A 24,996-nucleotide genomic window follows, 5' to 3' on the forward strand; every position below is an offset into this window, starting at 1 on the left:
GCCCATGAATGACGCCCCCACCCCTGAAGGCGACCGCATCGCCAAGGTTCTGTCACGCGCAGGCATCGCCAGCCGGCGCGAGGCCGAGCGCATGATCGAGGCAGGCCGCGTGCGCGTGAATGGCAAGGTGATCGACAGCCCTGCCCTGAACGTCACCGCCAAGGACAAGATCGTCGTCGACGGCAAACCCGTGGGCGAACCCGATCCGCCGCGCATCTGGCTGTATCACAAACCCACCGGCCTTGTGACGACGGAACGCGATGAAAAGGGCCGTGAAACGGTGTTTGATGCCCTGCCTGCGGACCTGCCGCGCGTGATGTCGGTGGGGCGCTTGGATATCAACTCCGAAGGGTTGCTGGTGCTCACCAATGACGGCGAGATCAAGCGCAAGCTGGAACTGCCCAGCACCGGCTGGCTGCGCCGGTATCGCGTGCGCATCAACGGTGCGGTGAGTGAGGCGAAGCTGGACCAGTTGCGCCAGGGGCTGACCTTTGAGGGGATCACCTATTTGCCGATGGAGGTCACGTTTGACCGCCAGCAAGGGGCGAACGCCTGGCTGACTGTATCAATCCGCGAAGGCAAGAACCGTGAAATCCGGCGCGCGATGGAGGCGATTGGCGTCGCCGTGAACCGGTTGATCCGCATCAGTTATGGGCCATTCCAATTGGGCAACCTGAAACAGGGCGCGGTCGAGGAATTGAAACCGCGCGTCGTGCGTGACCAGCTTGGCCTTGCCGCGCGTCCGCAACCGCAACGCACACGGCGCAACAGCGACAAACCCGCCCCGCGCAACGCCAAACCCGCCCCGAAAGGGGGGAAAAGCACGCGCAGTTGAACCTTGTGCCATGGGTCAGTCTGTGCATTTTAACCCCCAAGCGACAATTGGGGACATAACATGGCCGACCTACTGACACTGGAAAACGCGACAAACCTGATCATGCTTTGCTTTTTGCAAGCGGTTCTGGGCTTCGACAACCTGCTTTATATCTCGATCGAAAGCCAACGCGCACCGGTAGCCCATCAAAAGGCCGTGCGCACATGGGGCATCATCATTGCGGTCGCCTTGCGGGTGGTTTTGCTTTTCACGATGATCCAGCTGCTTAATTCCCTCAATGCGCCGTTCTATACCTTTGAATGGGACGGGGTGATCACCGGTAGCATCAACTTTGCCACCTGCGTGTTCATCGTCGGCGGTGTGTTCATCATGTATACAGCCGTCAAGGAAATCGCGCATATGCTGTCGATTGACCACATCGGCCATGATGTTTCGGGCAAGTCCGGCAAGTCCGCGGTGCAGGTCATCTTGTTGATCGTCATGATGAACCTGATCTTCTCGTTTGATTCCGTTTTGTCGGCGATTGCGATTACCGATGTCTTCCCGATCCTTGCCACCGCGATCATCCTCAGCGGATTAGCGATGCTGTTGCTGGCCGATGGTGTCACCAAGTTCCTGCAAAAGAACCGCATGTACGAAGTTCTGGGCCTGTTTATCCTGCTGATTGTTGGTGTTGTTCTGCTGGGCGAAAGTGGTCAGGCGGCGGTTCATGGCCTCGAGGCGATGGGCGTGCCCCACGACGAGGCCAAGGAGCAGGCGCTCAAGGTGTTTGGCCGCGAGATCATCCCGATGTCGAAATCGACCTTCTATTTCTCAGTGATTGTGCTGGTTGCTGTCGAAGTGCTGCAATCAGGTTACAGCCGGAAATTGAACGCCGAACGCGCCGCCTTGCAGAAGCACTCGTAAACGTGGGCGCGGCGGACTATCTTAGGGCAGATACGGTGCAACTGGGGGCACAGACATGATCAAGAACGTGGCATACGGAGCGCTTCTATTGCTTCTGTTGGGCATTTCCACTGGCTGGATTGCGGGGCTTTAGGGCATGGCACAACGCTTTGGCGGCAAACATAGCCCGAATGGCGCTGGCGGCCCGACACCAGAAGTGATCGACGAACGCAAAGTCGATGCGGCAGGCGCGCGCGCGAACCTGCTGTTCGTCCCGCCTGTGATCCTTGTTTTCACGTCGTTGAACGAAGGGGCCACGGGCCTTGCAATGGGGCTTGTCGCGGCCGGATTGCTGACGTTGGGCGCATGGATGCTGCGTGACGGCTTGCGCGCGACGGCCGCCTATGAGGCCCGCAAGGTCGCCCGCCGCCCCGCCGTGCCGCGCAAGATGTTTGCGGCTGTGGCCACGGGCCTTGGCGCTGGACTGGCCAGCTATGCGACAGACCCAAGCGTGATTGCAGGCGTTCTTTATGCCATCATCGCAGGCGCATTGCATGTGACAGCCTTTGGGATCGACCCGTTGAAAGACAAGCGCATGGAAGGAATCGACACCTTTCAGCAAGACCGCGTTGCCCGCGTTGTCGACGAGGCCGAGGCGCATTTGCGTGCCATGAAGGACCATATTGCCACACTCAATGATCGCCCGCTTGATCTGCGCGTTTCGGCCTTTCAGACCGCCGCCCGCCGCATGATCCGCACCGTCGAGGAAGACCCGCGCGACCTGACAGGCGCGCGCAAGTTTCTGGGCGTCTATCTGATGGGTGCGCGCGACGCCTCGGTGAAATTCGTCGATGTTTACAAACGCAAACATGACGACGCGGTGCGCGCCGACTATGAAGCCCTGCTTGCCGACCTTGAGCAGAATTTCGCCGCACGCACCGAAAAGCTGTTGCTGGACGACCGCAGTGACATGGACATTGAAATCAAAGTGCTGCGCGATCGTTTGCAGCGTGAAGGCCTGTGAAGGTCAGTAAAAGGGGGACATTATGTCTGATACCGTTGTGAACAATATGCAAAAAGCCCAAGCCACGCTGGCCGACGTCGAGAAAGTGACCGCCGTGGTGCTTGCCGAACCAAAGAACGACCTGGTGACACTGGAGGGCGCGAACAAGAAAACAGGCGCCGAAATCACCAAGCGCATGGCCGAACTGGACATGGAAGATACCAATTCGATTATCTCGTTCGGGTCCGCTGCCCAGTCCGAATTGCAGGTCATCAGCCAGTCCATGCTGCAAGGTGTGCGCAACAAGGATGTCGGCCCCGCCGGTGACAGCCTGCGCCAGATTGTCACCACTATCCGTGGGTTCAACGTCAGCGAACTTGACGTGCGCCGCAAACGGTCCTGGTGGGAAAGGCTGCTGGGCCGCATGGCCCCTGCCGCGAAATTCGCCGCCAAGTTTGAAACCGTGCAGGGCCAGATCGACAAGGTGACCGACGACCTGCTGCGCCACGAACATGTGCTGCTGAAAGACATCGAAAGCCTTGATGTGCTCTATGACAAGACACTGGCGTTTTATGACGAACTGGCGCTTTACATTGCCGCGGGAGAGGAAAAGCTGAAGGAACTGGACGAGAAAACCATTCCTGCCAAGGTTGCCGAAGTCGAAAAAGCCCCCGAAGAACAGGGTGTGATGAAGGCGCAGGAATTGCGCGATCTGCGCGCCGCGCGTGACGACCTGGAGCGCCGTGTCCACGATCTGAAACTGACCCGTCAGGTGACGATGCAATCCTTGCCAAGCATCCGTCTGGTGCAGGAAAATGACAAATCGCTGGTGACTAAGATCAACTCGACCCTGATCAACACCGTGCCGCTGTGGGAAACCCAACTGGCGCAGGCCGTCACGATCCAGCGTTCTGCCGAAGCCGCCGTGGCCGTGCGCGACGCCAATGATCTGACCAACGAATTGCTGACGGCAAACGCCGAAAACCTGCGCAGCGCCAACAAGATGATCCGCACCGAAATGGAACGCGGCGTGTTCGATATCGAAGCGATCAAAAAGGCCAACGCCGACCTGATCGGCACGATCGAGGAATCGCTGCAAATCGCCGACGAAGGCAAGCGCAAGCGCGCCGAGGCCGAAAAGGAACTGCAAGCGATGGAAGCCGAACTCAAGGCGACCCTGTCTGCCGCCAAAGCCCGTGGCACGGGCACCGGCGACACCATCGGCACCGCCACAGGCGTGGAATAGGCGATTGGGCAAAAAGGGCAACATCGCAGGCAACGCCCTGCGCAGTTTGGGCTTTGCTGCCCTGATCGGGGTGCTGGGTTGCGACCAGTTGCAGCCCAGCACCCCGATGCCCGCCCCCCCGTCGCGCCCTGACGGGCTGGTTGAACCGCTGCCCTCCATGGCCGCGCCGATCCTGACGCCAAATCGGGTGGATGAAGACAGCGCCGCCCTGCGGATCCACTACCAACGCCTGCAAAACGATCTGCTGGCGCAGGGGTTGATGCGCACCGATGGTGGCGGGCCGGACACGCCCTTTACCGACACGATGCTGGCTCGCAATTTCGTGCGCATCGCATTGTTTGACGAGTATGTCGCCGATGCGGGCGGCTTTCGCGCCCAGCCCACCATCAGCAACCTGCGCCGCTGGGATCGTCCAATCCGGATGAACATCGCCTTTGGCGACAGCATCCCCGAAGATCAGCGCGTCACCGACACAAATTCTGTGCGTGGCTATGCCAACCGTTTGGCGCGTCTGACGGGGCTGACAATCACCCAATCGCGCGACAACGCCAATTTCCACGTGCTGGTTCTGAACGAAAACGACCGGCGCGGATACGAGACACAATTGCGCGCCCTTGTGCCCGATATCGACGCATCGACGATGCGGGCGATCATTGATCTGCCGCGCGACACGCTGTGCCTTGTGGTTGCCTTTTCCGAGGCCAACAACGCCAGCTATTCCCGCGCCGTGGCCCTGATCCGTGGCGAACACCCCGACCTGATGCGCCTTGCCTGCGTGCACGAAGAAATCGCCCAAGGGTTGGGCCTTGCCAATGACAGCCCTCAGGCCCGCCCGTCGATTTTCAACGATGACGAAGAATTCGGCCTGCTGACAACCCACGACGAAATGTTGCTGAAAATGCTGTATGATCCGCGCCTGCAAAACGGCATGACCGCCGCCGAAGCCGCGCCGATCGCACGGGTAATCGCGCGCGAGCTACTCGCGGATGGGGCAAGTTGATGAGCACCACTGATTTCACACTAGAAGGGAGCCAAACATGGGCATTCTCGATTTTCTAACCGGCGAATTTATCGACGTCATTCATTGGACCGACGACACACGCGATACGATGGTTTGGCGTTTTCAGCGTGAAGGCCACGAGATCAAGTATGGCGCCAAACTGACTGTGCGCGAGGGTCAGGCGGCGGTATTTGTGCACGAGGGCCAGCTCGCCGATGTGTTCACGCCGGGCCTTTACATGCTTGAAACCAACAACATGCCCGTCATGACGACCCTGCAACACTGGGATCATGGCTTCAAAAGCCCGTTCAAATCGGAAATCTACTACGTCAACACGACGCGGTTCAACGATCTGAAATGGGGCACCAAGAACCCGATCATGCTGCGCGATCCCGAATTCGGCCCGACACGCATTCGCGCCTACGGCACTTATTCCGTGCGCGTCACCGATCCCGCCAAGTTCCTGACCGAGATCGTCGGCACGGACGGTGAATTTACCATGGACGAGATCAGCTATCAGGTCCGCAACATCATCGTGCAGGAGTTTTCCCGTGTGATCGCTGCATCCGGCATTCCCGTGCTGGACATGGCCGCCAACACGGCCGATCTGGGCAAGCTGATCGCGGGCGCGATTGCCGACACGATTGCGGCTTACGGCATTTCCATCCCTGAACTCTATATCGAAAACATCAGCCTTCCACCTGCCGTTGAAAAGGCGCTTGATACCCGCACATCGCGCGGGCTGACGGGTGATCTGGACGCGCATATGAAATACGCCGCTGCCGAAGCCTTGCGCCAAGGTGGCGAAGCATCGGGCGCAATGGGTGCGGGCCTTGGCGCTGGGATGGGCATGGCGATGGCCGGTCAAATGGCCCAGGCCGGCCCATGGGGTGCGGCCCCTGCCCCCGTGGCCCCGCCACCCCCGCCCGTCGAACACGTCTGGCACATCGCCGAGGGCGGCAAGACAAAGGGGCCGTTTTCACGCGCCACAATCGGCCAGATGGTCGCCAAGGGCGAGGTGAGCCGCGAAACCCACGTCTGGACCCAAGGGCAGGACGGATGGAAAACCGCAGACGAAGTCGCCGAACTGGCGCAGCTGTTCACCGTCATGCCACCACCACCGCCAGGGGCGTAGGTTGACAGACCATCGGCGCGCCCTGACGGGCGCGCTTTTTTCGTTGTTCATTATGAAACTTTTCTCCCGCGCCACCCGTGTCTGCTGACATGACAGCGACACCGACATATCGCGCGCGCCTTTACGCCGCCCTGCCCCGGCGCCGCACATGGCTCAAAGCGCTGCACGCGGTGATGATCCCGCTGACCTTCTGGTTCATGATCGCCACGCCCGGTTTCGTGCGCGACACGCTGGGGCCGGGCGGCGCGCTGATCAACTCCAAGATCGCGCTGGTGTTTGTCCTTCTTTGCCTGTTCTGGACGTTTGACTATGTCCGCCGCGGGTTTGCCAGCCGACCGGGGCCAAAACTGCCGCCTCGCGCGCGCAAGATACACAAACTGCTGCACCGCGTGATCATCTGGGGGCTGTTTCTGGTGCCTGTGGGTGGGTTCCTTTTGGGCCTCACCTCGCATCGTCTGCTCAAGGCGGGGGGCTTTTGGCCCATCGCGCCGCCGATGGACTGGCCCACCGCAAACGAAATCATCGGCAAGCTGCATATCATCGAGTTTTATACACTGGGCGCGATCATCGTGTTTCACGCGGGGTTTCACATCTGGCGGCATGTGAAACTGCGCGACAATGCCCTGCGGATCATGGCCCCGAAATTCCTGCACCGTTTCCTGTGAAATGCGCGCCAGATATGGCGCCAGCCGCCAAGCGTTGATATGTCTCGGTCATGACAGACACCACCGCCCCGTTTGACACGCCCGCGCCTGTGCAGGAACACCGCTTTCCTTGCGATCAATGCGGTGCGGACCTGCGTTTTGATCCCGGTGAGAACCGGTTGATCTGCGACCATTGCGGCAACACCCAAGCCATGGCGACCGGCGATTATCGCGGTGGCGCGATCCGCGAACTGGATTTTCGCGCGGCGCTGGATAATCAGCTTCCCGATGCGGAAATCGAGGAAATCCGCGTGGTGTCCTGCCCCAACTGCGGGGCGCAGACCGAAATTGATGAAACCGCCCATGCCGCCGAATGCCCGTTTTGCGCCACGCCCGTGGTTACGGACACAGGCCTACACCGCCATATCAAACCCAAGGGTCTGCTGCCCTTCGCGCTGGATGAACGTCAGGCGCGCGGCAAGCTGACCGATTGGCTGGGCGGCCTTTGGTTTGCTCCCGATGGCGTAAAGCAATACGCGCGCAAGGGCCGCGCGATGAACGGGATTTATGTGCCCTATTGGACATTCGATGCGGATACCAAAAGCCGGTATCGCGGCGAACGCGGCACGGATTATTACGAAACCAAGACCGTCATGCGTGACGGGAAACGCACGCAGGTGCGGGTGCGCAAGACCCGCTGGCGCAACACTTCGGGACGCGTTGCACGGTTCTTTGACGATGTGCTGGTGCTGGCCTCCAAATCCCTGCCCAAACGCTATACCGACGGGCTGGAACCTTGGGATCTTTCGGCGCTTGAACCCTATTCCCCCGAATTTCTGGCCGGTTTTCGCGCCGAAGGCTATCAGGTCGAACTGGACGAGGGGTTTAGCGAAGCGCGCGCGCATATGGATCGCGTGATCCTGCGGGATGTGAAATTCGATATCGGTGGTGATCGTCAGCGCGTGCATGGCATCGACACCGCCATCAGCGATGTGACGTTCAAACACATCCTGCTGCCCGTCTGGATGGCCGCATATAAATACCGCGGCAAGACCTATCGCTTTGTCGTCAACGGCCGCACGGGCCGCGTGCAGGGCGAACGCCCCTATTCAGCAATCAAGATCGCCATTGCCGTGGTGATTGGCCTGATCATTGCAGGGATCGCAGGATATGTTATCGCTAACAGCCAGTAAATTCGGAGACCCGCTATGATTCTGTCCTGTGGCGAAGCCCTGATCGACATGTTGCCGCGCACCAGTGACAAGGGCGAACCGGCCTTTGCCCCCTATGCGGGTGGTGCCGTGTTCAACACCGCGATTGCGCTGGGGCGGCTGGGCGTGCCTGCCAGCTTTTTCAGCGGGATCAGTTCGGATTTTCTGGGTGATATCCTGTTGGAATCGTTGCGTGAAAGCCACGTCGAATCCGGCCAGTGCCACATCAGCGACCGGCCCTGCACCGTTGCTTTTGTCAAACTGGTAAACGGGCAAGCCACCTATGCATTCTATGACGAAAACACCGCCGGCCGGATGTTGTCGGTCGCTGACCTGCCCGGCGTCACGGCCGATGCGCTGTTTTTTGGCGGAATCAGCCTTGTGGTCGAACCCTGTGGCGCCGCCTACGAGGCGTTGATGCTGCGTGAGAGTGCCTCCAAAGTCACGATGATCGACCCCAACATCCGCCCGTCCTTCATCAAGGACGAGGCCCGCTACCGCGCCCGGATTGACCGGATGCTGCGCGCCGCCGATATCGTGAAACTGTCGGACGAAGACCTGCACTGGTTGATGGGATCGGGCGACATCACCGATCTGGCGCGCAAGATTATCGCGATGGGGCCGCGCCTTGTGTGCATCACCGAAGGGTCCAAGGGCGTGACGGGCTTTTCATCGGCGGACAATATCTTTGTGCCCGCAAATGTGGTGCAGGTCGCCGATACGGTCGGCGCGGGTGATACATTCAATGCCGGGTTGCTGGCCGCCCTGCACAAACGCGGCGTGCTGACCAAGGAAAAGATCGCAACACTTGATCCGGCCACGATCACCGCCGCGCTGACGATGGGTGTGAATGCCGCCGCTGTCACCGTCAGCCGCGCAGGTGCCAACCCGCCCTGGGCGCACGAATTGTGAGGGCGCTGATCCAGCGGGTCAGCACGGCCAGCGTTGCCGTTGACGGCGAAACGATTGGCGCAATCGGGCGCGGGATGCTGATCCTCGTTTGTGCCATGCAGGAGGATACGTCCGACCTGCCTGCGAAACTGGCCGCGAAAATCAGTAAACTGCGCATTTTTGCCGATGATGCGGGCAAGATGAACCTCTCGCTGGCCGATATCGGCGGCAGTGCCTTGGTCGTCAGCCAGTTCACGCTGGCCGCCGACACATCGCGCGGCAATCGCCCCGGATTTTCCACAGCCGCCGCGCCCGAGGCCGGCAATGCAGCTTACGAGGCGTTCAAATCCGACCTCGCAGCCCTTGGAATCCCCGTGCAATCGGGGCGTTTCGGGGCGGATATGCAAGTGTCACTGACCAACGATGGCCCCGTCACGATCTGGCTGGACGCCTAGGCGCGCAAGCGCGACACGACCGTGCTGATCGCGAATAGCGCCACAGCCACGCAAACAATCGACGGACCGGCGGGCGTTTCATACCGCAGGCTAAGGGCAATACCGCCCAGCGACGACATCACGCCGATCAGGGTCGCCAACACCGCCATCCCTTCGGGGGTGCGTGCCATCCCGCGCGCGGCGGCGGCGGGAACGATCAACAAGGCCGTGATCAACAGCGCGCCGACGACCTTGATCGACACGGCCACGACTGCGGCCAACAGCAAGGTCAGGATCAACTGTTCACGGCGCGGGTTGATCGTGGCCGCATGGGCCAGATCAGGCGAAAGGGTTGCCGTCAGCAAGGCCGTCCAGTGTCGCCACAACACCAAACTGACGATAAGCGCCCCACCCCAGATCACTGCCAGATTTGTCTCGCTCACCAGATAGACATCGCCAAACAGATAGGCGTCCAGATCAATCCTTTGTCCCGGCACCAGCGACACGGCCACAAGCCCCAACGCCAGCGCGCCGTGCGACACAACCCCCAGCAAGGTATCCAGCGCCACGCCCCGCCCGCTAAGGGCGAACACCAGCAGCGCCACCGCCAGCGATACCGCCAGAACCCCTGCGAAAACCGACAACGAAAACGCCAATGACAGCGCCACCCCAAGGATCGCCGCATGGGCCGTCGCATCTCCGAAATAGGCCATGCGCCGCCAGACCACGAAACAGCCCAACACGCCGGTGGCAAGGGCTGTGCCGATGGCTGCCAACACCGCACGCGTCACGAAATCATCCAGCATCAGGCGTGATCCTCGCAGTCGTGATCGTGATCATGGTCGTGACGATAAAGCGCCAGCGCGCCTTTGGTCCCTGTCCCGAATAACTCGCGATAGGCAGGCGCGGCGGTCACAACATCCGGCGTGCCCTCACAGCAAATATGTCCGTTCAAACAGATCACGCGGTCTGACGCACTCATCACCACGTGCAATTCGTGGCTGACCATGACAACGGCGCAGCCAAGTTCGTGGCGCACCGCGTCAATCTGGCGATAAAAACTGGCTGATCCGGGCTGGTCCAGCCCCTGTGTCGCTTCGTCCAGCAACAGCAGGTTCGGGCGTGACAGGATCGCGCGGGCCAGCAGGACGCGCTGGAACTGCCCGCCTGACAGTGTCACCATCTGCTGCTGCCCCAGCCCAGCAACGCCCGCCTTTTCAAGGGCTTGCGCGGCGTCCTGCGATGAAACGCGATGGGGCAGATCAAGGAAACGGCGCACCGTCATCGGCAAGGTCGGGTCGATATGCAGGGATTGGGGCACATAGCCGATCCGCAGATCGGGCGCGCGGGTCACGCTGCCTTTGGTCGGCTGCAACGCACCGATCATCACCCGCAACAGCGTGGATTTGCCCGACCCGTTCGGGCCGACAATCGTGACGATCTCGCCCTTTTCGATGGTCAGGGACACGTTATGCAGCACCGCGCCGCCGCTATGGCGCGCCTCGATCTCCTTCATGGTCAACAGGCTCATGGCTGCGCACCTTTTTGGCAATCCGGGCACAGGCCTTCGGCCTCGATCACGGTCTGTTCAATCCGAAAGCCGCTGCGTGCGGCGCTGTCGCCCAGTGGTTTCAGTGCACGCGCTTCGGCCACGGTGCCGCAGGCGCGGCAAATCATGAACGCGGGGCTGTGGGTTTCATCGGGCGCTGTGCAGGCGATGAAGGCATTCAGGCGTTCGATCCGGTGCACGAACCCCTGATCCACCAGAAACGTCAGGGCGCGGTAGGCCACGGGTGGCTTTGATCCCATCCCTTCGGCATCCAAACGCGCCAGAACATCATAGGCGCCCAGCGCCTCGTGGCTTTCCAGCAGGATTTCCAGCACACGGCGGCGCACCGGTGTGAATTGCACCCCGCGCGCGGCGCACAACCTGTCCGCGGTCGCGAGGGCGGCGGATTGGCAGGCGCTATGGTCATGTGCGGCGAACCCCAACGGGGTGGCGGATGTGTCGTGACGGGCCATGGTGATCCAAGGGGTTGTTACGTTATAACATATCTTCTATATCCACCGCGCATTCCGTTCGCAAGAGGTTCAAATGATTCGTTTCGCCCTGCCTTTTCTGATGCTTGGCCCTGTCGCCCTGCATGCCGAAACACCCAAGGTGCTGGCCGATATCGCGCCTGTGCACAGCCTTGTGGCGCAGGTGATGGGCGATCTGGGCGAACCCGCGTTACTGCTGCGCCCCGGTGCCTCGCCGCATGACTATGCCTTGCGGCCCGCAGATGCGCGCGCCCTGCAGGATGCGAATGTGGTGATCTGGGTTGGCGAAGGTTTGACCCCGTGGTTGCATGATCCGATCGAAAGCTTCGCGGATGGCAAGACCATGCTGGCCCTGCTGGAAACCGATGGATGGGAGGTGATTGGCCTCGAAGAAGGCCACGACGATCATGACCATGATCACGACCACGGCGATACCGACCCGCATGCATGGCTGGACCCGGATGTGGCGCAGGTCTGGTTGACGCAGATCGCAGAAACCCTGACCGCCGCGGACCCCGAAAACGCCGCGACCTACAAGGCAAACGCAACCGAGGCGGGCGCTGCGCTGGCCGCGCTTTCGGCAACTATTGACGGGCAACTGCGCCCTGTGCGCGGCACGCCCTATCTGGTGTCGCATGATGCTTATGGCTATTTCGCACGCCGCTTCGACATTCCCGACAGTGGTGCAATCGCCCTGTCAGATGCGCAAACGCCCAGTGCGGCACGCATTTCGGGCCTTCAGGAAACGCTTGCAGACAGCAATGTCAGTTGCATCCTGACCGATCCGCAGGTCGACTCCCGTTGGGCCGCGCTGGTCGGTGAAGGGACCGATGTGCGGCTGGTGCAGGTTGACGCCATCGGTGGCGATATTCCAGCGGGGGCAGACCACTATGCGGCGATGTTGACGCAATTGGCCGATCAGGTCACGGCCTGCCTGACGCCCTAGAAATCAGTCGGCGCGCCGCCCTCGGCCTTGCGCCGCTCCACGAATGCAGCAAGTTCTTCCTTGATGGCAATGTCCATCGGCGGGGCTTCAAATTCAGCGATGATGTTCTTGAACATCTTGTGGGCGCGTTCGGCTGTCCAGACCCCGCCCGCGATCTCCCAGGCTTCAAAGTTGCGCCAGTCACTGATAAAGGGCTGGTGGAACGCGGTTTCATAGCGGTCCTGCGTGTGCTGCACCCCGAAAAAGTGGCCGCCGCTGCCGACTTCCTTGATGGTGTCGACGGCAATTTCATCCGGCCCCGTGGCGGTGATCGCCGGGTCCATGTAGCGCTGGATCATCTGCAGGATTTCGCAATCCATGATGAATTTTTCAGGGCTCGCAATCAGCCCGCCCTCAAGCCAGCCTGCCGCGTGATAGACCACGTTGGTGCCCGATTGCACGGCCGACCACAGGCTGTTTGATGTCTCCCACATGGCCTGCCCGTCCGGCACGTTGGCCGCACACACACCCGATGCGCGCATCGGCAGCCCGTAAAACCGCGCCATTTGGCCCGTCATCTGCGTGGCGCGCATGTATTCCGGCGTGCCGAATGCGGGCGCGCCCGACATCATATCGACGTTGCTGGTAAATGTGCCGATCACGCAGGCGCAACCGGGGCGCACGTATTGGAACAGGGCAATCGCACTCAGGCCCTCGGCGATCGACAAGGTCACAGCGCCAGACATCGTAACGGGCGCCATCGCACCGGCCAGCGTAAAGGGCGTGACGATTACCGCCTGCCCCTTGCGGATCGCGCGCAGGCAGCCGTCAATCATCGGCACGTCATGTTTCAGCGGGCTGGTGGAGTTGATATTGGTGTACATATGCGGCTTGGCGGCGAATTCTTCATCCGTTAGCCCCCCCGCAATGCGCACCATTTCCATCACATCCTCAACCCGCTCCTTGCCCAAGCTATAGGCATGGCAGGCCTTGTCGGTCAGCAGCAGCTTGTCGTGCACCACGTCAAGGTGACGCACGGATGCATGGACATCCACAGGTTCAACCGGATAGCCGCCCGCGAAATGGATGCAGTTGAAATACTGCGTCAGTTTCAGCAGATTGGCGCATTGTTCGCGGTTGCCACTGACCTTTCTGCCAATTTCGAGGTCGAAATAGTTGGGCGGTGACGACACATTGCCAAACAGCATGTGTTTGCCGCCGATGGTGATTTCACGGTCGAGATTGCGCGGGGTGATGGTGAATTGCGCAGGCGCCTTGGCCAGCATCTCCATGACCCAGTCGCGGCCCATGCGCACATTGGTGCCATTGACCGTGCAACCGGCCTCCCTGAAAATCTCGAGCGCTTCTTCGTTCAGGAATTCGATCCCGATATCTTCGAGGATCCGCATCGCGCCATCGTGGATTGCCTGCACGCCATCGTCGTCCAGCGGTTCGGTCGGCCGGTCAATGTTGATTGGCGGGTTGAACGGCATCTGCTTGAACAGCTGCGCGCCACGGCGGGCGGTATTGGCAGCACGGCCACCAGAGCGGCGTTTGCGGGGGCTGGCATCGGTCATGGGAATCTCCGTTTCTCGCCCCAGCATCGCGCCGACAGATATTCATCGCGGGGCCGTTCGCGACGTGTTTTGTCGCAAACTGCGATTAGGGGTCGCAACCGTCCAGCCAGGCGGGAATTTCGGCGATACTGCGCAACACGATATCCGCACTTGGTGCCAGATCGGCGCGCGTGGCCAGGCCGGTTAGCACGCCCACCGTCACCATCCCCGCAGCGCGCCCGGCGTGCAGGTCGTGCAAGCTATCCCCGACCATGGCACATTGCGCAGGCGGCAGGCCGATATGATCGCAAAACGCCACAAGCTGCCCTGCGGCGGGCTTTGCGCCAAATCCGCTGTCAAATCCGGCGATGAAATCGAACATTTGCGCAATTCCGGCCGTATCAAGATGCGCGCGCGCAGGCGCTTCGGCATCGTTTGTCGCCACCCCAAGGCGCAATCCGCGCGCCGCCAGATCGGTCACGAAGGGGATCAGGGGCGTAGCTTCGGTTTGGGGTGCATGGGCGGCCTTGGCGTTCATCCGCGCGATCAGGCTGGCCTTGGATTGGGGTGGTAACAGCGGCAGGATCACATCGGCAACCTCGTCCGCCGTATGGGCGATCACGATACTGTCGGCGCGAAACAGGCCCGTGCCCAGATCATACCCCATGGCATCGGCCAAAGCCGCCATCAGCGCCGCATCACCACCGGATTCATCGTCCAGCAGGCCGCGTGTCCACCCGCCCCATGTCGCATTGAAATCAAACAGCGTGCCATCTTTGTCGAACAGGATCGCGTTAATCTTCATGTTAGGATATCCGTAAGGTTGATGAAGACGCGCGCAAGGTTTGCATCACGTTTTCGTTTACTGCGATGGTCTGTTGTGGTCATGTCCAGCTGATTTGTTCGGCACCGGGCAAGGAATAACGCGCGCGCAGCGGCAGATCGTAACTTAGTCCGTGATCGTCACAAAAAGCGATGATCCATTGATCATCCATCGTCAAATACTCAAGAACCGAGGCCAAAAAGGCCGGATCAGCGGCGCGCGCGCGCAAATCCTGGGCACTTGCCCCCGTCTGCCCAAGAAAGGCTGGGCCAAGATCGTCATGCCCCGCCAGCCAGCCCAAGGCCTGAATTGCGATCAGTTCGGCACGTTCAGGAGTCATTTTTGTTCCTTACGCAGACGGAAACAGTTTCTTAACCATTGCACGTCAGATTAGCACCATTGGTCGTTAAGACCCCGTGAAAGGACGGCAATAATGTCTGGCAAAATTCTGATTGTCGATACAGTTGCGACGAACAGAATCGTACTAAGGGTGAACCTTGTTGCGAGCCGGCACGAAGTGCGCCTGTGCGCCTCGCTTGATCAGGCGCGCGCCACCCTGAACGGCCCCCTGCCCAACCTGATCATCTGCGACACCGCCAATGGCGAGGACGCAGCGTTCGCATTCTTCCGCAGCGTGAAATCGGACCCGAAAACAAGCCATATCCCGATCATTGCGACCGGTCAGTTTGACACGCCCCAGGCGCGCGTTGCCGCACTTGAGGCGGGCGCGGACGACTTGCTCGCCAAACCCCTGAGCGACGATGTGTTGCAGGCGCGCATTCGCAGCCTGCTGCGCGCACAAGATGCGGAATCCGAACTGCGCCTGCGCGACGATACCAAACGCGCACTGGGATTTGCCGAAGCACAGCAAGCCTTTGTTACAGCAAGCGAAATCACGGTCGTCACGGCCCGCACCGACACTGCGCAGATGGATTGCGCTAAACTGGTCACTGGCGAAGGGCGCCGTTGCAACCGGGTTGCCCCGCAACAGCTGTTGACCTGCTTCAACCTGAACCCTTTTCCCGACTTGTTCGTGATTGACGCCACAAACGTTGCTGAAACCGGGTTGGGAATGGAAAAGCCGCAAATCTACAAACTGGTGTCCGAACTGCGCAGCAGATCAGAAACGCGCCACGCCGCCCTGTTGGTCCGCTTTCCCGAATGCGCGGATGATGTGGCCGCGATGGTGCTTGACCTGGGCGCGAACGACATTGTGCCCGCAACCGCCGATCCGGGCGAAGTCGCGCATCGTATCAACGCGCTATTGCAACACAAGCATCAACAAGACCGCCTGCGTGACACCGTGCGCTACGGCTTGCAGGCCGCCGTCACCGACCAGTTGACCGGCCTTTTCAACCGCCGCTACGCCCTGCCCCATCTGAAACGCATGGCGGATCGTGCTGCCGCCACGGGGCGGGATTTTGCCGTGATGGTTCTGGATATCGACCACTTCAAGGCCATCAATGACTCCCACGGTCACGCTGTGGGTGACGAAGTATTGACCGAAGTCGCCGACCGTTTGCGCAACAACCTGCGCGCCATCGACATGATCGCACGGATCGGTGGTGAAGAATTCCTGATCGCCATGCCCGACACCACATCGCGCGAAGCTCGCGATGCGGCCAAACGCCTGTGCGCGCTGATCCAGAATAACCCGTTCCAAAGTGCCACCAACGGCAAATCCATCCCCGTGACCCTGTCGATTGGTGTTGCCCTTGGCCACGGTCAGCAGCTTGCCGACAACGGCACAACCGAAATCATGGGCCGCGCCGATGCCGCCTTGTTTGATGCGAAAACCTCGGGGCGCAACACCATCGCCGTGTCGCCCGCCTAGCCGCGCCTAGTTGTCGCGCGCGCCGCCATTGCGGCCCATTTCCTGTTCAAGCCGATCCGCAAATGCTGCACGACCTTCCACGCTCATCCGGGCGATCCGATCCAGCACCAGCTCCTGCCCCAAAGCTTGAAACTGCGCAACGCGACCACGCTGTCGTGACAGGATTTCGGCGGCTGTTTCAGCATCATAGGGGTCGGCGCGCAGGGCCGCCACAAAGTTGCGCGTGTCCTCGATCATTGCCCGCCGGTCGCGGCGTAAATCGGGGCCACGCCCGCGCATTTCCGTGCGGATCGCGCTTACATCGCTGGGGTCAAGCGCGCGCGCATATGGCCCAAGCGACAGATCAACGCGCCGCCCGTCACCACCGCGCCCCGACAAAAGCCCTCCCGCGACCACGCCAACAACCAGCAGGTTCAAGGCAAGCGAGATCACCAGAACAATCCGGGTCTTGCGCCCAATCGCGTTTCGCGGTGGTAAGTTGTCACTGGCCATGGCCTAACCCTCCAATCCAAACGGATCATTCATCTCAAGGAACGGCACCGCCACATCGCTGGTGCCCAGCAAATCACTTGCAAGGTTATCAAGACGTTGTGGCGGCGCGAAACCCAACCAAAGACCGGCAACTGTGGCCGCAGCCAGCCCACCGATAGCCGCCCAGCCCCCCAAGGCGCCGACAAGTGTCGCGAAAAATCCGCCGCGCGGCGTGGCCAAGCGCGGCGCGGATGGTGCAAGCGCAGTTGCATCCGCCGAAATCCGCGCCATCAAGGCGTCGGATGGAACCACATCACGCCCGCGCGCCTGCGCAAACAGATCGTCCAGCATTTTGTCGTCATTCGCTGTCATCTTCATACCCCAAATCCGCCTTGCGCGGTGCCAGTGCGGCAACCAAGGCCCGTTTGCCCCGTGCGATCAGACTTTCGACCGCCTCGATGCTGATGTCCATGATCTGTGCAATCTCGGGATTGCCCAGTTCTTCAAGGTGGCGCAGGGCCACCGCTTGGGCCTGCCGTTCAGGCAAGCCTGCCAATCCGTCACGCAGCGCCATCATCCGCGCATCGTCCTGCATCTGCTGCGCCGCCGATGGCGCACCGCTTGCAGGTTCCGCGACCATGTCGAGCGCGACACCGCGTCCGCGTTTGCGCAACCGGTCCGTGCACAGGTTGGCGACCACGCGATAAAGCCATGTCGTGACCCGCGCCTCGCCCTGACGCCAGTCGGGTGCGATTTTCCAAAGGCGCATCAACGCATCCTGGGTCACATCCTCGGCCTCGGCGTGGTCTTGCAACATCCGATAGGCCTGCCCCATGATGCGCGGTGCCAATCGTGTGGCCAGTTCCTGCGCAGCCGCAACATCCCCGTTCGCATAAGCGATCAGAAGTGCATCGTCCGGTGCGTCCGTTTGGGCGCTGGGGGCCGGTCTTGTCTGCATTGATCGCTTTGCTAATCCCTTGCGCCGCATGCGGCAATACTGGTGCCCGCCCGCGTTGCGGGACAGCGGGAAGACGCGGGCGGGCACCACCGACCACAGCTTAGTTGCCGTGACGTCCACCACCATGACCGCGACCGCCACGTTCAGCCATATAGGCCAATGCCGTTTCGTATTCCTGCGCGCTTACCGACCCATCATCGTCGGTATCCATCATGTCGAACATGCGGCCCTGGCCTTGGGCGCGGCGGTCATCCCCACGGGCTTGCATTTCTTCAATTTGCAAGACCCCGTCACCATTGGTGTCCAGCCGCGCGATCATGCGGGTAATGTTGCTGTCACGGCGGGAATTTTCGCGGGCCAGCGCGGCAGCGGCGAGTTCTTCGGCCGAAAGCGCACCATCGCCATCCGTGTCGGACTGCGCAAACCGTTCGGCCGCCTGCGCCTGCATCGCGGCTTGCAGTTCTGCGGTTGTGACCAGACCGTCGCCATTGGCGTCAATCTGTTCAAACGCGGGCAATTCCGGCCCTTGGCCGCCTTGGCCACGGGCTTCGGCCACGTTTACCATCAATGCCGTTGCGATACCTGCCATCAGTAGAGTCGTTTTCATTTTTAGGTCCTTTCGAGGTTCAACTTTATCAGCGGCCCTCACCTGCCGCCGATACACCTCAAACGGGGCAGCGCGCCTATTCCGTCGCAACAAAATGCCCCTTTTTGCGACATCGCGCCGCAACATCCCCAACTCCCCTAGATTTTTCACTGCCAAAGCCGCATGTCTGGACCTGCGAAAAGGATCGAACATGCCCCAGGATACAGCCATCGCCGATGACCGCCCGACAAAGCCCGCCATCTGGCGGGGGTTCCGGCGCAAGTGCCCCAACTGCGGTGAAGGGCATCTGTTTCAAGGCTATCTGCGGGTCGTGGATGAATGTCCTGCCTGCCGTGCCGAAATGCATCACCACCGCGCCGATGACGGCCCTGCCTATCTGACGATCCTTGTGGTAGGTCACCTGATGGCACCCCTGTTGCACGTGGCCTTTACCCAGTTTCGCCCCGATCCACTGATCCTTGCCACCATTTTTACGGTTGGTTGTGTGGGCCTGTCGCTTTACCTTCTTCCCAGACTGAAAGGTGTTGTGGTCGCCATTCAGTGGTCACGCCGGATGCACGGGTTTGGCACGCCCCAATAACGGGGGTTTCAGATGGACAAGACAGCGATCCGCGACGCGGCAACGATCATCGTGCTGCGCGACCGTGCCACCAATCCGCGTATCTTGATGGGGCAACGTGGTGCCAAGGCCGCCTTCATGCCCAACAAGTTCGTCTTTCCCGGTGGCGCGATTGATGCCGGTGATGCAGGTATCGCGCTTGCAACGCCGATTGCCGATCCTTGTGCAGAGCGCCTTGCTGATCAAAGCACCCTGCCCGCCAATGCCCTTGCCGCTGCCGCCATCCGCGAGTTGTGGGAGGAAACCGGCCAGATCCTTGGCACCGCCGCCGACTGGCCGGATGCCCCGCAAGGCTGGCGCGGATTTGCGCGCACGGGCCACCGCCCTTCGCCTGATGGTTTGCAATTTGTCTTTCGCGCTGTGACGCCCAAAGGCCTGCCACGCCGTTTTGATGCGCGGTTCTTTCTTGTCGATGCGGATGCCCTCGCCAGTGACCCCGATGATTTTACCCATGCCGAGGATGAACTGCGCGACCTGCAATGGATTCCCCTTTCACAGGCGCGCGATTTTGATTTGCCCTTCATCACGCAGGTGGTGCTGGCCGAAATTGCGGCACGGGTCGATGACCCCGCCCCACCCGACACGGTGCCGTTCTTTCGCAACGACGACGAGGCGCATCTGGTTGCGCAACTGGGTGGTGCCAACCCGCTTAGATAAAGGCGATCAGGGCGATGATCGCGACACACAGGATTGCCACGCCCTGATATTCGCGCACGGTGGTTTTTTCCTTGAATATCAACGCCGAAACAAGAAACGAAAAGATCAGTTCGACCTGCCCGAGCGCTTTGACATAGGCGACCGTTTGCAAGGCGAAGGCCGTGAACCAGCAGATCGACCCGATCATGCTGGAGACCCCGACCAGCGCGCCAACGCGCCACACCGCAAACACGCGGCCCATTTCGCCCCGTTCGCGCCACGCCATCCAGCATGCCATCGCCAAGGTTTGAAATGCCGTGACACAGGCCAGCGTGGTCAGCGCGCGCAACAGCGCATCGCCGTGTGACAATGACAGCGCCGCGCCACGATATCCCACGGCCGAAATGGCGAACAGCAGGCCCGAAAGGATGCCCAAACCCGCCGCGCGGTTGAAAATCCGGCGGTGCCACGCCCCTGTGGCCGCAGGCGGGTCCGACAGCAGCAACACGCCCACCAACCCCAGCAGGATCGCGCCAAAGCCGGTCCAACTGACACCTTCGCGCAGCACGATCATACCGACGATCACCGACATGATGACTTCGGTCTTTTTAAAGGTGATGCCGACGGCAAAATTGCGATGGGCGAACAGCGCGACCACACACATGGTTGCAAGGATCTGCGCGGTGCCGCCTGTCAGGGCATAGACCCAGAACTGCGCGGGGATTGCCGGAAGCGCCTGCGCGCTGACCTGCCCATAGCCCAACATCAACAATGCCACCAAGGGCGCGGAATAGACAAAGCGCGCAAATGTCGCGCCAGCTGTCGACAGGCGCGTGGCCTTAAGCTGCTTTTGCAGCCCGAACCGCGCCGTTTGTACCAGCGCGGCCAAGATCGTGATGGGAATCCATGCGTCCATGGCCCCCTATGCGCCTAAATCACTGATCGCGCCAGAGCGGGTGCGGCACCGGATCCTTGGCCCGCCAGAAATAGCGGCGCATGACCTCGCGGTATGAACCATAGCGATAGCCGCTGTTGCGCTGCAGGAACCCATCGCGCTGCGCGCCGAAAAGCTGCGGAAGCCGATACCAGGGCACACTTGGATGGGCATGATGCACAACGTGCAAGTTGTTGTTCAGGAACAGAAATGCCAGCGGCCCGCGATCTTCGACGATCACCGTTCGCCCCTGTGCATCCTCAAAGGCGCGGTGTTCCAGAAAGGTGCGTATCTTGATCAGGGCATGGCCAAGATAGGCCGCGATCAAATTGGCCCAGACGGGCATGGGTGACAACACCACCAGCCAGATCACCACAGCCACAGCCGGAATATGCGCCAGCCAGCCGATCAGCACGCCCCTGTCGCCACGCCGCATTGCCCGCCAGTCCGATGCCATCCACGCAATCTGCCCCACCAGCGGTCCGATCAGCAACCGCCCCGCCAGCGTGTTGTTGAACCGCAAAACCGCGCGCAAGGGTGCGCCCAGCCCGCGCCAGACAGCAGGATCAAGGTAATTGCTTTCGGGATCGTCGTAAGGATCAGTCAGGCTTTCGTCGGTGTGATGCGCCAGATGGGTGTCACGAAACCGCAGATAGGGCACGCAAAGCGACAGCGCAGGCGCGACCAGCGCCGCGTTCAGCCATGCGATCCGTGTGGGGTGACCGTGAATCGCCTCGTGCTGCAAGGATGCGTGCTGTGCCGTGGCGATCCCTGCAATAATCACCGCCAAAGGCAGCCAAAGTGCCGCCAGCCAGAACACCGCCACGCCCCAGACCACGTAACAGGCCGCGAGCAAGGCAAGTGTCGGCCATTCGAGTGATGGCACCCTAAACATAACGGCCCCACCGCACCCGCGACCAAACCCGTTCATAAATCAGGTAGCTGCACAATCCGATCGCGGTATTGATCACCGCCATGGCCCCACCGACCGCGAAAGACCCGGTAAAGGCAAAACCAACGCTGGCCATCACGGCCAAGCCGATGATATTCCAGATGATTGCCTTGATCAGGCTGCGCTGCCAGCTTTCCATGATTGCTCCGGTTGATGTCTTGCATCGGTGCTAGCGCAAGACGCGGGCATGGCACATTCTGAAAACAATTCACAAAATCCCGCAATTGTTGTATTTCCCTTGGAATGGTGACAAAAATCGACAAACGCGACCGCGCAGCGGTCTTTCGCAACCGCCTTGCCACGGCAATGGACGAAGCGCACATGACCCAAAGCGGCCTTGCACGGCGCGCGGGCGTTGATCGCTCGACCCTGTCGCAACTGCTGAAATCGGACGGTCCGCGCCTGCCCAATGCGCAACTGGTCGCAGAATGTGCCAACGCCCTTGGGGTCAGCGCGGACTGGTTGCTGGGCCTGTCTGACCGGCCCGAACAGGCGGCCGATCTGGTTGCCGCCGCCCTGTCGATCACCCAGGCACCGCGCACACATGTGGATGAACAGATCTTTGCCTGGCATCAGGAAGCCGAGGGCTACAAGATCCGCCATGTGCCTGCGGGCCTGCCTGATATGCTCAAGACCGACGCGGTGCTGCGCTGGGAATACCGCCCGTCACTGGGCCGCTCGACGGATCAGGCGGTCGGGGCATCGCACGACAGGCTCGACTGGATCAGGCAGGCACGGTCCGATTATGAAATCGCCATGCCGCTGTTCGAGCTTTACAGCTTTGCCGAAGGGGGCGGGTATTATGCGGGGCTGGACGCCGACACGCGCCACGCCCAGCTTGATCATATCGCCGATCTGCATGACCAGCTTTATCCGACCCTGCGCCTGCATCTGTTTGATGCCCGCCGCCTGTATTCCGCGCCGGTCACGGTGTTCGGCCCCCTGCTGGCCGTGCTGTATCTGGGGCAGAATTATATGGCATTCCGCGATACGGAACGCGTGCAGTTCATGTCGCGCCACTTTGATCTGCTGGTGCGCGAAGCCCGCGTCAGTTCACGCGACATGCCCGCCCATCTGGACGAATTGCGCGCGCTGATCCGCTAAAGTCTGGGGCCGGGGTTTTCGGTGTGGCCGTCCACGGCAATCACCTGCCCGCTGACCATGCCAGCACGGTCCGATCCCAGAAACAACGCCATGTCGGCGATGTCCTGCGCTGCCACGAATGACCGCATCGAAGTTCCGGCAGCATAGCCCTGATAAACCTGATCGCGGGTCATGCCCTTGGCGGCGGCTTCGCGCGCCATCACCCCTTCCATGCGCGGCCCCTCGACCGCGCCGGGGCATATGGCGTTGGCGCGGATGCCGTGCGGGCCCAATTCCATTGCCAGCGTTTTCATCAGCCCGATGATCGCCCATTTCGCCGCCGAGTAGGGCGCGCGGTTGGGATAGCCATAGATACCTGCCGTGGACGAGGTGAATACCATCGCCCCCGCGCCGCGTGCCTTCATCATGGGCGCGGCATATTTCGCGGCCAGAAACGCGCCTTCAAGGTTGACCGACACACAGCGCTGCCAGTCGGACAGCGCCACATCCTCGACCCGCGCAGTCGGCCCCGCGATCCCCGCATTGGCGCATAGCACATCCAGCCCGCCCGCCGTTTCAAGGGCCGCGAACACCGTCGCCACGGCGGCTTCGTCTGCCGCATCGGCATGGTGGCATGTCCAATCGGGCGGGCAATGCGCCAGCGCCACGCTATCTACATCCGTGATCCAGACATCCCAGCCCGCCGCATCATAGGCCTGCGCCATGGCCTGCCCGATGCCACTGGCCCCGGCGGTGATCAACACGCGCATCAGCGCACCCCGATTGCGGCACCGGCCCCTTCGGGGCGGGGCAGCTTGGCATGGGCGTCTGCCAGTCTCGCCAATGGTTCGGCAACACTGGCGGCGGGTTCGCTGGCCTTGCGGGTCTCAAGGCTAACGTGGATCAGCATGTGTTCGCCCGTGGCCAGCAACCGGTCGCCCGCATACATCCAGTGAAACAGGTGCATCTTCTTGCCCGCACCGTTTAACACCTGCGTTTCAACCCGAATACGCGCGCCAGCGTGGATTTCATCCAGATGGCGAATATGGGTTTCGGCGGTGAAATAGCTGCCACCCGTGGCGATATAATCCGCATCACAGCCGACGATCATCATCAGCCGGTCGGTGGCATCGCCAAAGGCCTGCAGATAGCGTGCTTCGTTCATGTGGCCGTTGTAATCTGTCCAGTCCAGCGGGACGGCACGATGCACGGTCAGCACAGGCTGGCTGATGTCAGCGACCTGATCCAGCGATGCCGCCAATGCCGTGCTGTTGCGATCCCGCACGTTCAGCACCTGCCCGGCCCCCCAGTCCTGCGCCTTGAGCCCGCGCAGGATCGTCACCAGATTGTTGTCGCGGATGCGTTCCAGTTCGCGGATCGTGTGCATGCCAGATTGCGCATCGGATTGGTCGGCAATGGCATTGATCAGATCGTCAGTCAGGTCCGGCACGTCCATCAGTTTGGTCCACGGCCACGACAGGCAGGGACCGAATTGTTCGATGAAATGGCGCATCCCCGCCTCGCCACCGGCAATCCGGTATGTTTCAAACAGACCCATCTGCGCCCAGCGCAACCCGAACCCCATGCGGATCGCCTCGTCGATTTCCGCCGTTGTCGCGATCCCGTCCTTGATCATCCAAAGCGCCTCGCGCCAGACCGCCTCGAGGAAACGATCCGCAATATGGGCGTCGATTTCGCGGGTCAGGCGCAGGGGGAACATGCCGATGTCGCGCAGGATCGTTTCGGCGCGTGCGGGTAGATCATCGCCATTCAGATCAGTCGTGACCAGCTCCACCAGCGGCAACAGATAGACCGGGTTGAACGGATGGCACACGACGATCTGGTCGGGGCGCGTGGCGCACCCCTGCAACTCGGAGGGCTTGAAACCGGAGGTGGACGACCCGATCACCGCATCGGGTGCGCAGTGTTCCTGCAAGGTCTGGTAAACCTTGCGCTTCAACTCAAGCCGTTCAGGCACGCTTTCCTGAATCCAGATGGCCCCGTCCACCGCATCCGACATGGCGTCATGAAAGCTCAACTGCCCTTCATCAGGCAGGGCCACATCCGACAAACCGGGCAAGGACCGGCGCGCATTGTCCAGCACTTCGCCGATCTTGCGCTGCGCCTGCGGGTCCGGGTCGAACACCCGCACATCCCAGCCCGCAAGCAGAAATCGCGCCGCCCAGCCACCGCCGATGACGCCGCCGCCGATGATGGCCGCCGTGTTGGTCATTTCCGTTCCTCCCCGAAACGTCGGGGCGCGGCCCCTGATTG

Annotated in this window: 30 protein-coding genes; 15 read left to right on the forward strand and 15 right to left on the reverse strand. The window is 61.2% G+C overall.

Features of this window, described 5'->3' with window-relative positions:
• The first annotated feature begins 4 nt into the window (after positions 1-4).
• From SJY21_RS05660 to dtd, 10 genes are all read left to right on the forward strand, one after another.
• A complete protein-coding gene (locus tag SJY21_RS05660) occupies positions 5-835 on the forward strand; it encodes a pseudouridine synthase (protein ID WP_377507416.1) in 831 nt (276 codons plus the stop codon).
• A 60-nt stretch (positions 836-895) separates the two neighbouring features.
• Complete coding sequence (locus SJY21_RS05665; protein WP_377507418.1) at positions 896-1,741, forward strand: TerC family protein; 846 nt, start codon at positions 896-898, stop codon at positions 1,739-1,741.
• Between the two features lie 136 nt (positions 1,742-1,877).
• The gene (locus SJY21_RS05670) at positions 1,878-2,744 is read left to right on the forward strand and encodes a 5-bromo-4-chloroindolyl phosphate hydrolysis family protein (protein WP_377507421.1); all 867 of its coding nucleotides are present in this window, start codon (positions 1,878-1,880) and stop codon (positions 2,742-2,744) included.
• Between the two features lie 22 nt (positions 2,745-2,766).
• Entirely contained in the window at positions 2,767-3,969 is a 1,203-nt protein-coding gene (locus tag SJY21_RS05675; protein ID WP_377507424.1) for a toxic anion resistance protein, read from the forward strand.
• 4 nt (positions 3,970-3,973) lie between these two features.
• Positions 3,974-4,969, forward strand: coding sequence for a DUF2927 domain-containing protein (locus SJY21_RS05680; RefSeq protein ID WP_377507426.1), 996 nt, complete (start codon positions 3,974-3,976; stop codon positions 4,967-4,969).
• A 37-nt stretch (positions 4,970-5,006) separates the two neighbouring features.
• On the forward strand, positions 5,007-6,104 hold the full coding sequence (locus SJY21_RS05685) for an SPFH domain-containing protein (RefSeq protein WP_377507429.1): 1,098 nt from the start codon (positions 5,007-5,009) through the stop codon (positions 6,102-6,104).
• A gap of 89 nt (positions 6,105-6,193) precedes the next feature.
• A complete protein-coding gene (locus SJY21_RS05690; protein ID WP_377507432.1) occupies positions 6,194-6,769 on the forward strand; it encodes a cytochrome B in 576 nt (191 codons plus the stop codon).
• A 50-nt stretch (positions 6,770-6,819) separates the two neighbouring features.
• Positions 6,820-7,941 (forward strand): primosomal protein N' (replication factor Y) - superfamily II helicase, encoded by a 1,122-nt coding sequence (locus SJY21_RS05695; protein WP_377507435.1) that lies wholly within the window; start codon positions 6,820-6,822, stop codon positions 7,939-7,941.
• A gap of 15 nt (positions 7,942-7,956) precedes the next feature.
• Entirely contained in the window at positions 7,957-8,871 is a 915-nt protein-coding gene (locus SJY21_RS05700; protein ID WP_377507438.1) for a carbohydrate kinase, read from the forward strand.
• Complete coding sequence (gene dtd / locus SJY21_RS05705; protein ID WP_377507440.1) at positions 8,868-9,305, forward strand: D-aminoacyl-tRNA deacylase; 438 nt, start codon at positions 8,868-8,870, stop codon at positions 9,303-9,305. Before SJY21_RS05700 ends, dtd begins: the two co-directional genes overlap by 4 nt.
• Here the strand turns inward: dtd and SJY21_RS05710 are convergent.
• From SJY21_RS05710 to SJY21_RS05720, 3 genes are read right to left on the reverse strand one after another with little or no spacing between them, the layout of a single operon-like run.
• Positions 9,302-10,090 carry a metal ABC transporter permease gene (locus SJY21_RS05710; RefSeq protein WP_377507443.1) on the reverse strand — a complete coding sequence of 263 codons (789 nt, stop codon included), beginning with the start codon at positions 10,088-10,090 and terminating at the stop codon, positions 9,302-9,304. The genes dtd and SJY21_RS05710 overlap by 4 nt on opposite strands.
• On the reverse strand, positions 10,090-10,815 hold the full coding sequence (locus SJY21_RS05715; protein ID WP_377507446.1) for an ATP-binding cassette domain-containing protein: 726 nt from the start codon (positions 10,813-10,815) through the stop codon (positions 10,090-10,092). Before SJY21_RS05715 ends, SJY21_RS05710 begins: the two co-directional genes overlap by 1 nt.
• Positions 10,812-11,306 carry a transcriptional repressor gene (locus SJY21_RS05720; RefSeq protein ID WP_377507448.1) on the reverse strand — a complete coding sequence of 165 codons (495 nt, stop codon included), beginning with the start codon at positions 11,304-11,306 and terminating at the stop codon, positions 10,812-10,814. Before SJY21_RS05720 ends, SJY21_RS05715 begins: the two co-directional genes overlap by 4 nt.
• Positions 11,307-11,379: 73 nt before the next feature.
• On the opposite strand from SJY21_RS05720, the gene SJY21_RS05725 reads away from it, so the two are divergent.
• A complete protein-coding gene (locus tag SJY21_RS05725; protein WP_377507450.1) occupies positions 11,380-12,270 on the forward strand; it encodes a zinc ABC transporter substrate-binding protein in 891 nt (296 codons plus the stop codon).
• Here the strand turns inward: SJY21_RS05725 and SJY21_RS05730 are convergent.
• The 3 genes from SJY21_RS05730 to SJY21_RS05740 all read right to left on the reverse strand — a co-directional run bounded on the left by SJY21_RS05730 (position 12,267) and on the right by SJY21_RS05740 (position 14,968).
• The gene (locus tag SJY21_RS05730) at positions 12,267-13,826 is read right to left on the reverse strand and encodes a trimethylamine methyltransferase family protein (protein ID WP_377507453.1); all 1,560 of its coding nucleotides are present in this window, start codon (positions 13,824-13,826) and stop codon (positions 12,267-12,269) included. The genes SJY21_RS05725 and SJY21_RS05730 overlap by 4 nt on opposite strands.
• Positions 13,827-13,911: 85 nt before the next feature.
• Positions 13,912-14,610, reverse strand: a complete 699-nt coding sequence (locus SJY21_RS05735; RefSeq protein ID WP_377507455.1) for an HAD family hydrolase — start codon at positions 14,608-14,610, stop codon at positions 13,912-13,914.
• 79 nt (positions 14,611-14,689) lie between these two features.
• The gene (locus SJY21_RS05740; protein WP_377507458.1) at positions 14,690-14,968 is read right to left on the reverse strand and encodes a DUF3572 domain-containing protein; all 279 of its coding nucleotides are present in this window, start codon (positions 14,966-14,968) and stop codon (positions 14,690-14,692) included.
• Between the two features lie 93 nt (positions 14,969-15,061).
• Between SJY21_RS05740 and SJY21_RS05745 the strand changes: the two genes are divergently transcribed.
• A complete protein-coding gene (locus SJY21_RS05745; RefSeq protein ID WP_377507461.1) occupies positions 15,062-16,462 on the forward strand; it encodes a diguanylate cyclase in 1,401 nt (466 codons plus the stop codon).
• Between the two features lie 6 nt (positions 16,463-16,468).
• On the opposite strand, the gene SJY21_RS05750 is transcribed toward SJY21_RS05745, so the two are convergent.
• The 4 genes from SJY21_RS05750 to SJY21_RS05765 all read right to left on the reverse strand — a co-directional run bounded on the left by SJY21_RS05750 (position 16,469) and on the right by SJY21_RS05765 (position 18,498).
• Positions 16,469-16,954 carry a periplasmic heavy metal sensor gene (locus SJY21_RS05750; RefSeq protein ID WP_377507464.1) on the reverse strand — a complete coding sequence of 162 codons (486 nt, stop codon included), beginning with the start codon at positions 16,952-16,954 and terminating at the stop codon, positions 16,469-16,471.
• Positions 16,955-16,957: 3 nt separating this feature from the next.
• Positions 16,958-17,311, reverse strand: a complete 354-nt coding sequence (locus tag SJY21_RS05755) for a hypothetical protein (protein WP_377507466.1) — start codon at positions 17,309-17,311, stop codon at positions 16,958-16,960.
• The gene (locus tag SJY21_RS05760) at positions 17,292-17,891 is read right to left on the reverse strand and encodes an RNA polymerase sigma factor (protein WP_377507469.1); all 600 of its coding nucleotides are present in this window, start codon (positions 17,889-17,891) and stop codon (positions 17,292-17,294) included. Before SJY21_RS05760 ends, SJY21_RS05755 begins: the two co-directional genes overlap by 20 nt.
• Before the next feature lie 100 nt (positions 17,892-17,991).
• The gene (locus tag SJY21_RS05765; protein ID WP_377507472.1) at positions 17,992-18,498 is read right to left on the reverse strand and encodes an EF-hand domain-containing protein; all 507 of its coding nucleotides are present in this window, start codon (positions 18,496-18,498) and stop codon (positions 17,992-17,994) included.
• 190 nt (positions 18,499-18,688) lie between these two features.
• Between SJY21_RS05765 and SJY21_RS05770 the strand changes: the two genes are divergently transcribed.
• Positions 18,689-19,078, forward strand: coding sequence for a DUF983 domain-containing protein (locus SJY21_RS05770; RefSeq protein ID WP_377507475.1), 390 nt, complete (start codon positions 18,689-18,691; stop codon positions 19,076-19,078).
• A gap of 12 nt (positions 19,079-19,090) precedes the next feature.
• Positions 19,091-19,774, forward strand: coding sequence for an NUDIX domain-containing protein (locus SJY21_RS05775; protein ID WP_377507478.1), 684 nt, complete (start codon positions 19,091-19,093; stop codon positions 19,772-19,774).
• On the opposite strand, the gene SJY21_RS05780 is transcribed toward SJY21_RS05775, so the two are convergent.
• From SJY21_RS05780 to SJY21_RS05790, 3 genes are read right to left on the reverse strand one after another with little or no spacing between them, the layout of a single operon-like run.
• The gene (locus SJY21_RS05780) at positions 19,767-20,669 is read right to left on the reverse strand and encodes an EamA/RhaT family transporter (protein WP_377507481.1); all 903 of its coding nucleotides are present in this window, start codon (positions 20,667-20,669) and stop codon (positions 19,767-19,769) included. The genes SJY21_RS05775 and SJY21_RS05780 overlap by 8 nt on opposite strands.
• Before the next feature lie 19 nt (positions 20,670-20,688).
• Positions 20,689-21,582: a fatty acid desaturase gene (locus tag SJY21_RS05785; protein ID WP_377507484.1), complete on the reverse strand. Its 894-nt coding sequence runs from the start codon at positions 21,580-21,582 to the stop codon at positions 20,689-20,691.
• A complete protein-coding gene (locus SJY21_RS05790; protein ID WP_377507487.1) occupies positions 21,575-21,778 on the reverse strand; it encodes a DUF2061 domain-containing protein in 204 nt (67 codons plus the stop codon). The genes SJY21_RS05785 and SJY21_RS05790 overlap by 8 nt, the downstream gene beginning before the upstream one ends.
• 104 nt (positions 21,779-21,882) lie before the next feature.
• On the opposite strand from SJY21_RS05790, the gene SJY21_RS05795 reads away from it, so the two are divergent.
• Positions 21,883-22,743 (forward strand): helix-turn-helix domain-containing protein, encoded by an 861-nt coding sequence (locus SJY21_RS05795; protein ID WP_377507490.1) that lies wholly within the window; start codon positions 21,883-21,885, stop codon positions 22,741-22,743.
• Here the strand turns inward: SJY21_RS05795 and SJY21_RS05800 are convergent.
• Both SJY21_RS05800 and SJY21_RS05805 read right to left on the reverse strand, forming a co-directional pair.
• On the reverse strand, positions 22,740-23,492 hold the full coding sequence (locus tag SJY21_RS05800; protein ID WP_377507493.1) for an SDR family oxidoreductase: 753 nt from the start codon (positions 23,490-23,492) through the stop codon (positions 22,740-22,742). The two genes, SJY21_RS05795 and SJY21_RS05800, sit on opposite strands and share 4 nt — an antisense overlap.
• Positions 23,492-24,955, reverse strand: coding sequence for a carnitine 3-dehydrogenase (locus tag SJY21_RS05805; RefSeq protein WP_377507496.1), 1,464 nt, complete (start codon positions 24,953-24,955; stop codon positions 23,492-23,494). The genes SJY21_RS05800 and SJY21_RS05805 overlap by 1 nt, the downstream gene beginning before the upstream one ends.
• Positions 24,956-24,996: the final 41 nt, after the last annotated feature.

Origin of the sequence: Octadecabacter sp. R77987 (genome assembly GCF_042466115.1) — a bacterium.
Classification (GTDB): Bacteria; Pseudomonadota; Alphaproteobacteria; order Rhodobacterales; family Rhodobacteraceae; genus SW4.

What these genes read in the sequence shown, in the direction of transcription:
- SJY21_RS05660 (WP_377507416.1), top strand. Translation starts at nt 5, where the DNA reads ATGAATGACGCCCCCACCCCTGAAGGCGACCGCATCGCCAAGGTTCTG.
- SJY21_RS05665 (WP_377507418.1), top strand. Translation starts at nt 896, where the DNA reads ATGGCCGACCTACTGACACTGGAAAACGCGACAAACCTGATCATGCTT.
- SJY21_RS05670 (WP_377507421.1), top strand. Translation starts at nt 1,878, where the DNA reads ATGGCACAACGCTTTGGCGGCAAACATAGCCCGAATGGCGCTGGCGGC.
- SJY21_RS05675 (WP_377507424.1), top strand. Translation starts at nt 2,767, where the DNA reads ATGTCTGATACCGTTGTGAACAATATGCAAAAAGCCCAAGCCACGCTG.
- SJY21_RS05685 (WP_377507429.1), top strand. Translation starts at nt 5,007, where the DNA reads ATGGGCATTCTCGATTTTCTAACCGGCGAATTTATCGACGTCATTCAT.
- SJY21_RS05690 (WP_377507432.1), top strand. Translation starts at nt 6,194, where the DNA reads ATGACAGCGACACCGACATATCGCGCGCGCCTTTACGCCGCCCTGCCC.
- SJY21_RS05695 (WP_377507435.1), top strand. Translation starts at nt 6,820, where the DNA reads ATGACAGACACCACCGCCCCGTTTGACACGCCCGCGCCTGTGCAGGAA.
- SJY21_RS05700 (WP_377507438.1), top strand. Translation starts at nt 7,957, where the DNA reads ATGATTCTGTCCTGTGGCGAAGCCCTGATCGACATGTTGCCGCGCACC.
- SJY21_RS05710 (WP_377507443.1), bottom strand. Translation starts at nt 10,090, where the DNA reads ATGCTGGATGATTTCGTGACGCGTGCGGTGTTGGCAGCCATCGGCACA.
- SJY21_RS05715 (WP_377507446.1), bottom strand. Translation starts at nt 10,815, where the DNA reads ATGAGCCTGTTGACCATGAAGGAGATCGAGGCGCGCCATAGCGGCGGC.
- SJY21_RS05720 (WP_377507448.1), bottom strand. Translation starts at nt 11,306, where the DNA reads ATGGCCCGTCACGACACATCCGCCACCCCGTTGGGGTTCGCCGCACAT.
- SJY21_RS05725 (WP_377507450.1), top strand. Translation starts at nt 11,380, where the DNA reads ATGATTCGTTTCGCCCTGCCTTTTCTGATGCTTGGCCCTGTCGCCCTG.
- SJY21_RS05730 (WP_377507453.1), bottom strand. Translation starts at nt 13,826, where the DNA reads ATGACCGATGCCAGCCCCCGCAAACGCCGCTCTGGTGGCCGTGCTGCC.
- SJY21_RS05735 (WP_377507455.1), bottom strand. Translation starts at nt 14,610, where the DNA reads ATGAAGATTAACGCGATCCTGTTCGACAAAGATGGCACGCTGTTTGAT.
- SJY21_RS05740 (WP_377507458.1), bottom strand. Translation starts at nt 14,968, where the DNA reads ATGACTCCTGAACGTGCCGAACTGATCGCAATTCAGGCCTTGGGCTGG.
- SJY21_RS05745 (WP_377507461.1), top strand. Translation starts at nt 15,062, where the DNA reads ATGTCTGGCAAAATTCTGATTGTCGATACAGTTGCGACGAACAGAATC.
- SJY21_RS05750 (WP_377507464.1), bottom strand. Translation starts at nt 16,954, where the DNA reads ATGGCCAGTGACAACTTACCACCGCGAAACGCGATTGGGCGCAAGACC.
- SJY21_RS05755 (WP_377507466.1), bottom strand. Translation starts at nt 17,311, where the DNA reads ATGAAGATGACAGCGAATGACGACAAAATGCTGGACGATCTGTTTGCG.
- SJY21_RS05760 (WP_377507469.1), bottom strand. Translation starts at nt 17,891, where the DNA reads ATGCAGACAAGACCGGCCCCCAGCGCCCAAACGGACGCACCGGACGAT.
- SJY21_RS05765 (WP_377507472.1), bottom strand. Translation starts at nt 18,498, where the DNA reads ATGAAAACGACTCTACTGATGGCAGGTATCGCAACGGCATTGATGGTA.
- SJY21_RS05770 (WP_377507475.1), top strand. Translation starts at nt 18,689, where the DNA reads ATGCCCCAGGATACAGCCATCGCCGATGACCGCCCGACAAAGCCCGCC.
- SJY21_RS05775 (WP_377507478.1), top strand. Translation starts at nt 19,091, where the DNA reads ATGGACAAGACAGCGATCCGCGACGCGGCAACGATCATCGTGCTGCGC.
- SJY21_RS05780 (WP_377507481.1), bottom strand. Translation starts at nt 20,669, where the DNA reads ATGGACGCATGGATTCCCATCACGATCTTGGCCGCGCTGGTACAAACG.
- SJY21_RS05785 (WP_377507484.1), bottom strand. Translation starts at nt 21,582, where the DNA reads ATGTTTAGGGTGCCATCACTCGAATGGCCGACACTTGCCTTGCTCGCG.
- SJY21_RS05790 (WP_377507487.1), bottom strand. Translation starts at nt 21,778, where the DNA reads ATGGAAAGCTGGCAGCGCAGCCTGATCAAGGCAATCATCTGGAATATC.
- SJY21_RS05795 (WP_377507490.1), top strand. Translation starts at nt 21,883, where the DNA reads ATGGTGACAAAAATCGACAAACGCGACCGCGCAGCGGTCTTTCGCAAC.
- SJY21_RS05800 (WP_377507493.1), bottom strand. Translation starts at nt 23,492, where the DNA reads ATGCGCGTGTTGATCACCGCCGGGGCCAGTGGCATCGGGCAGGCCATG.
- SJY21_RS05805 (WP_377507496.1), bottom strand. Translation starts at nt 24,955, where the DNA reads ATGACCAACACGGCGGCCATCATCGGCGGCGGCGTCATCGGCGGTGGC.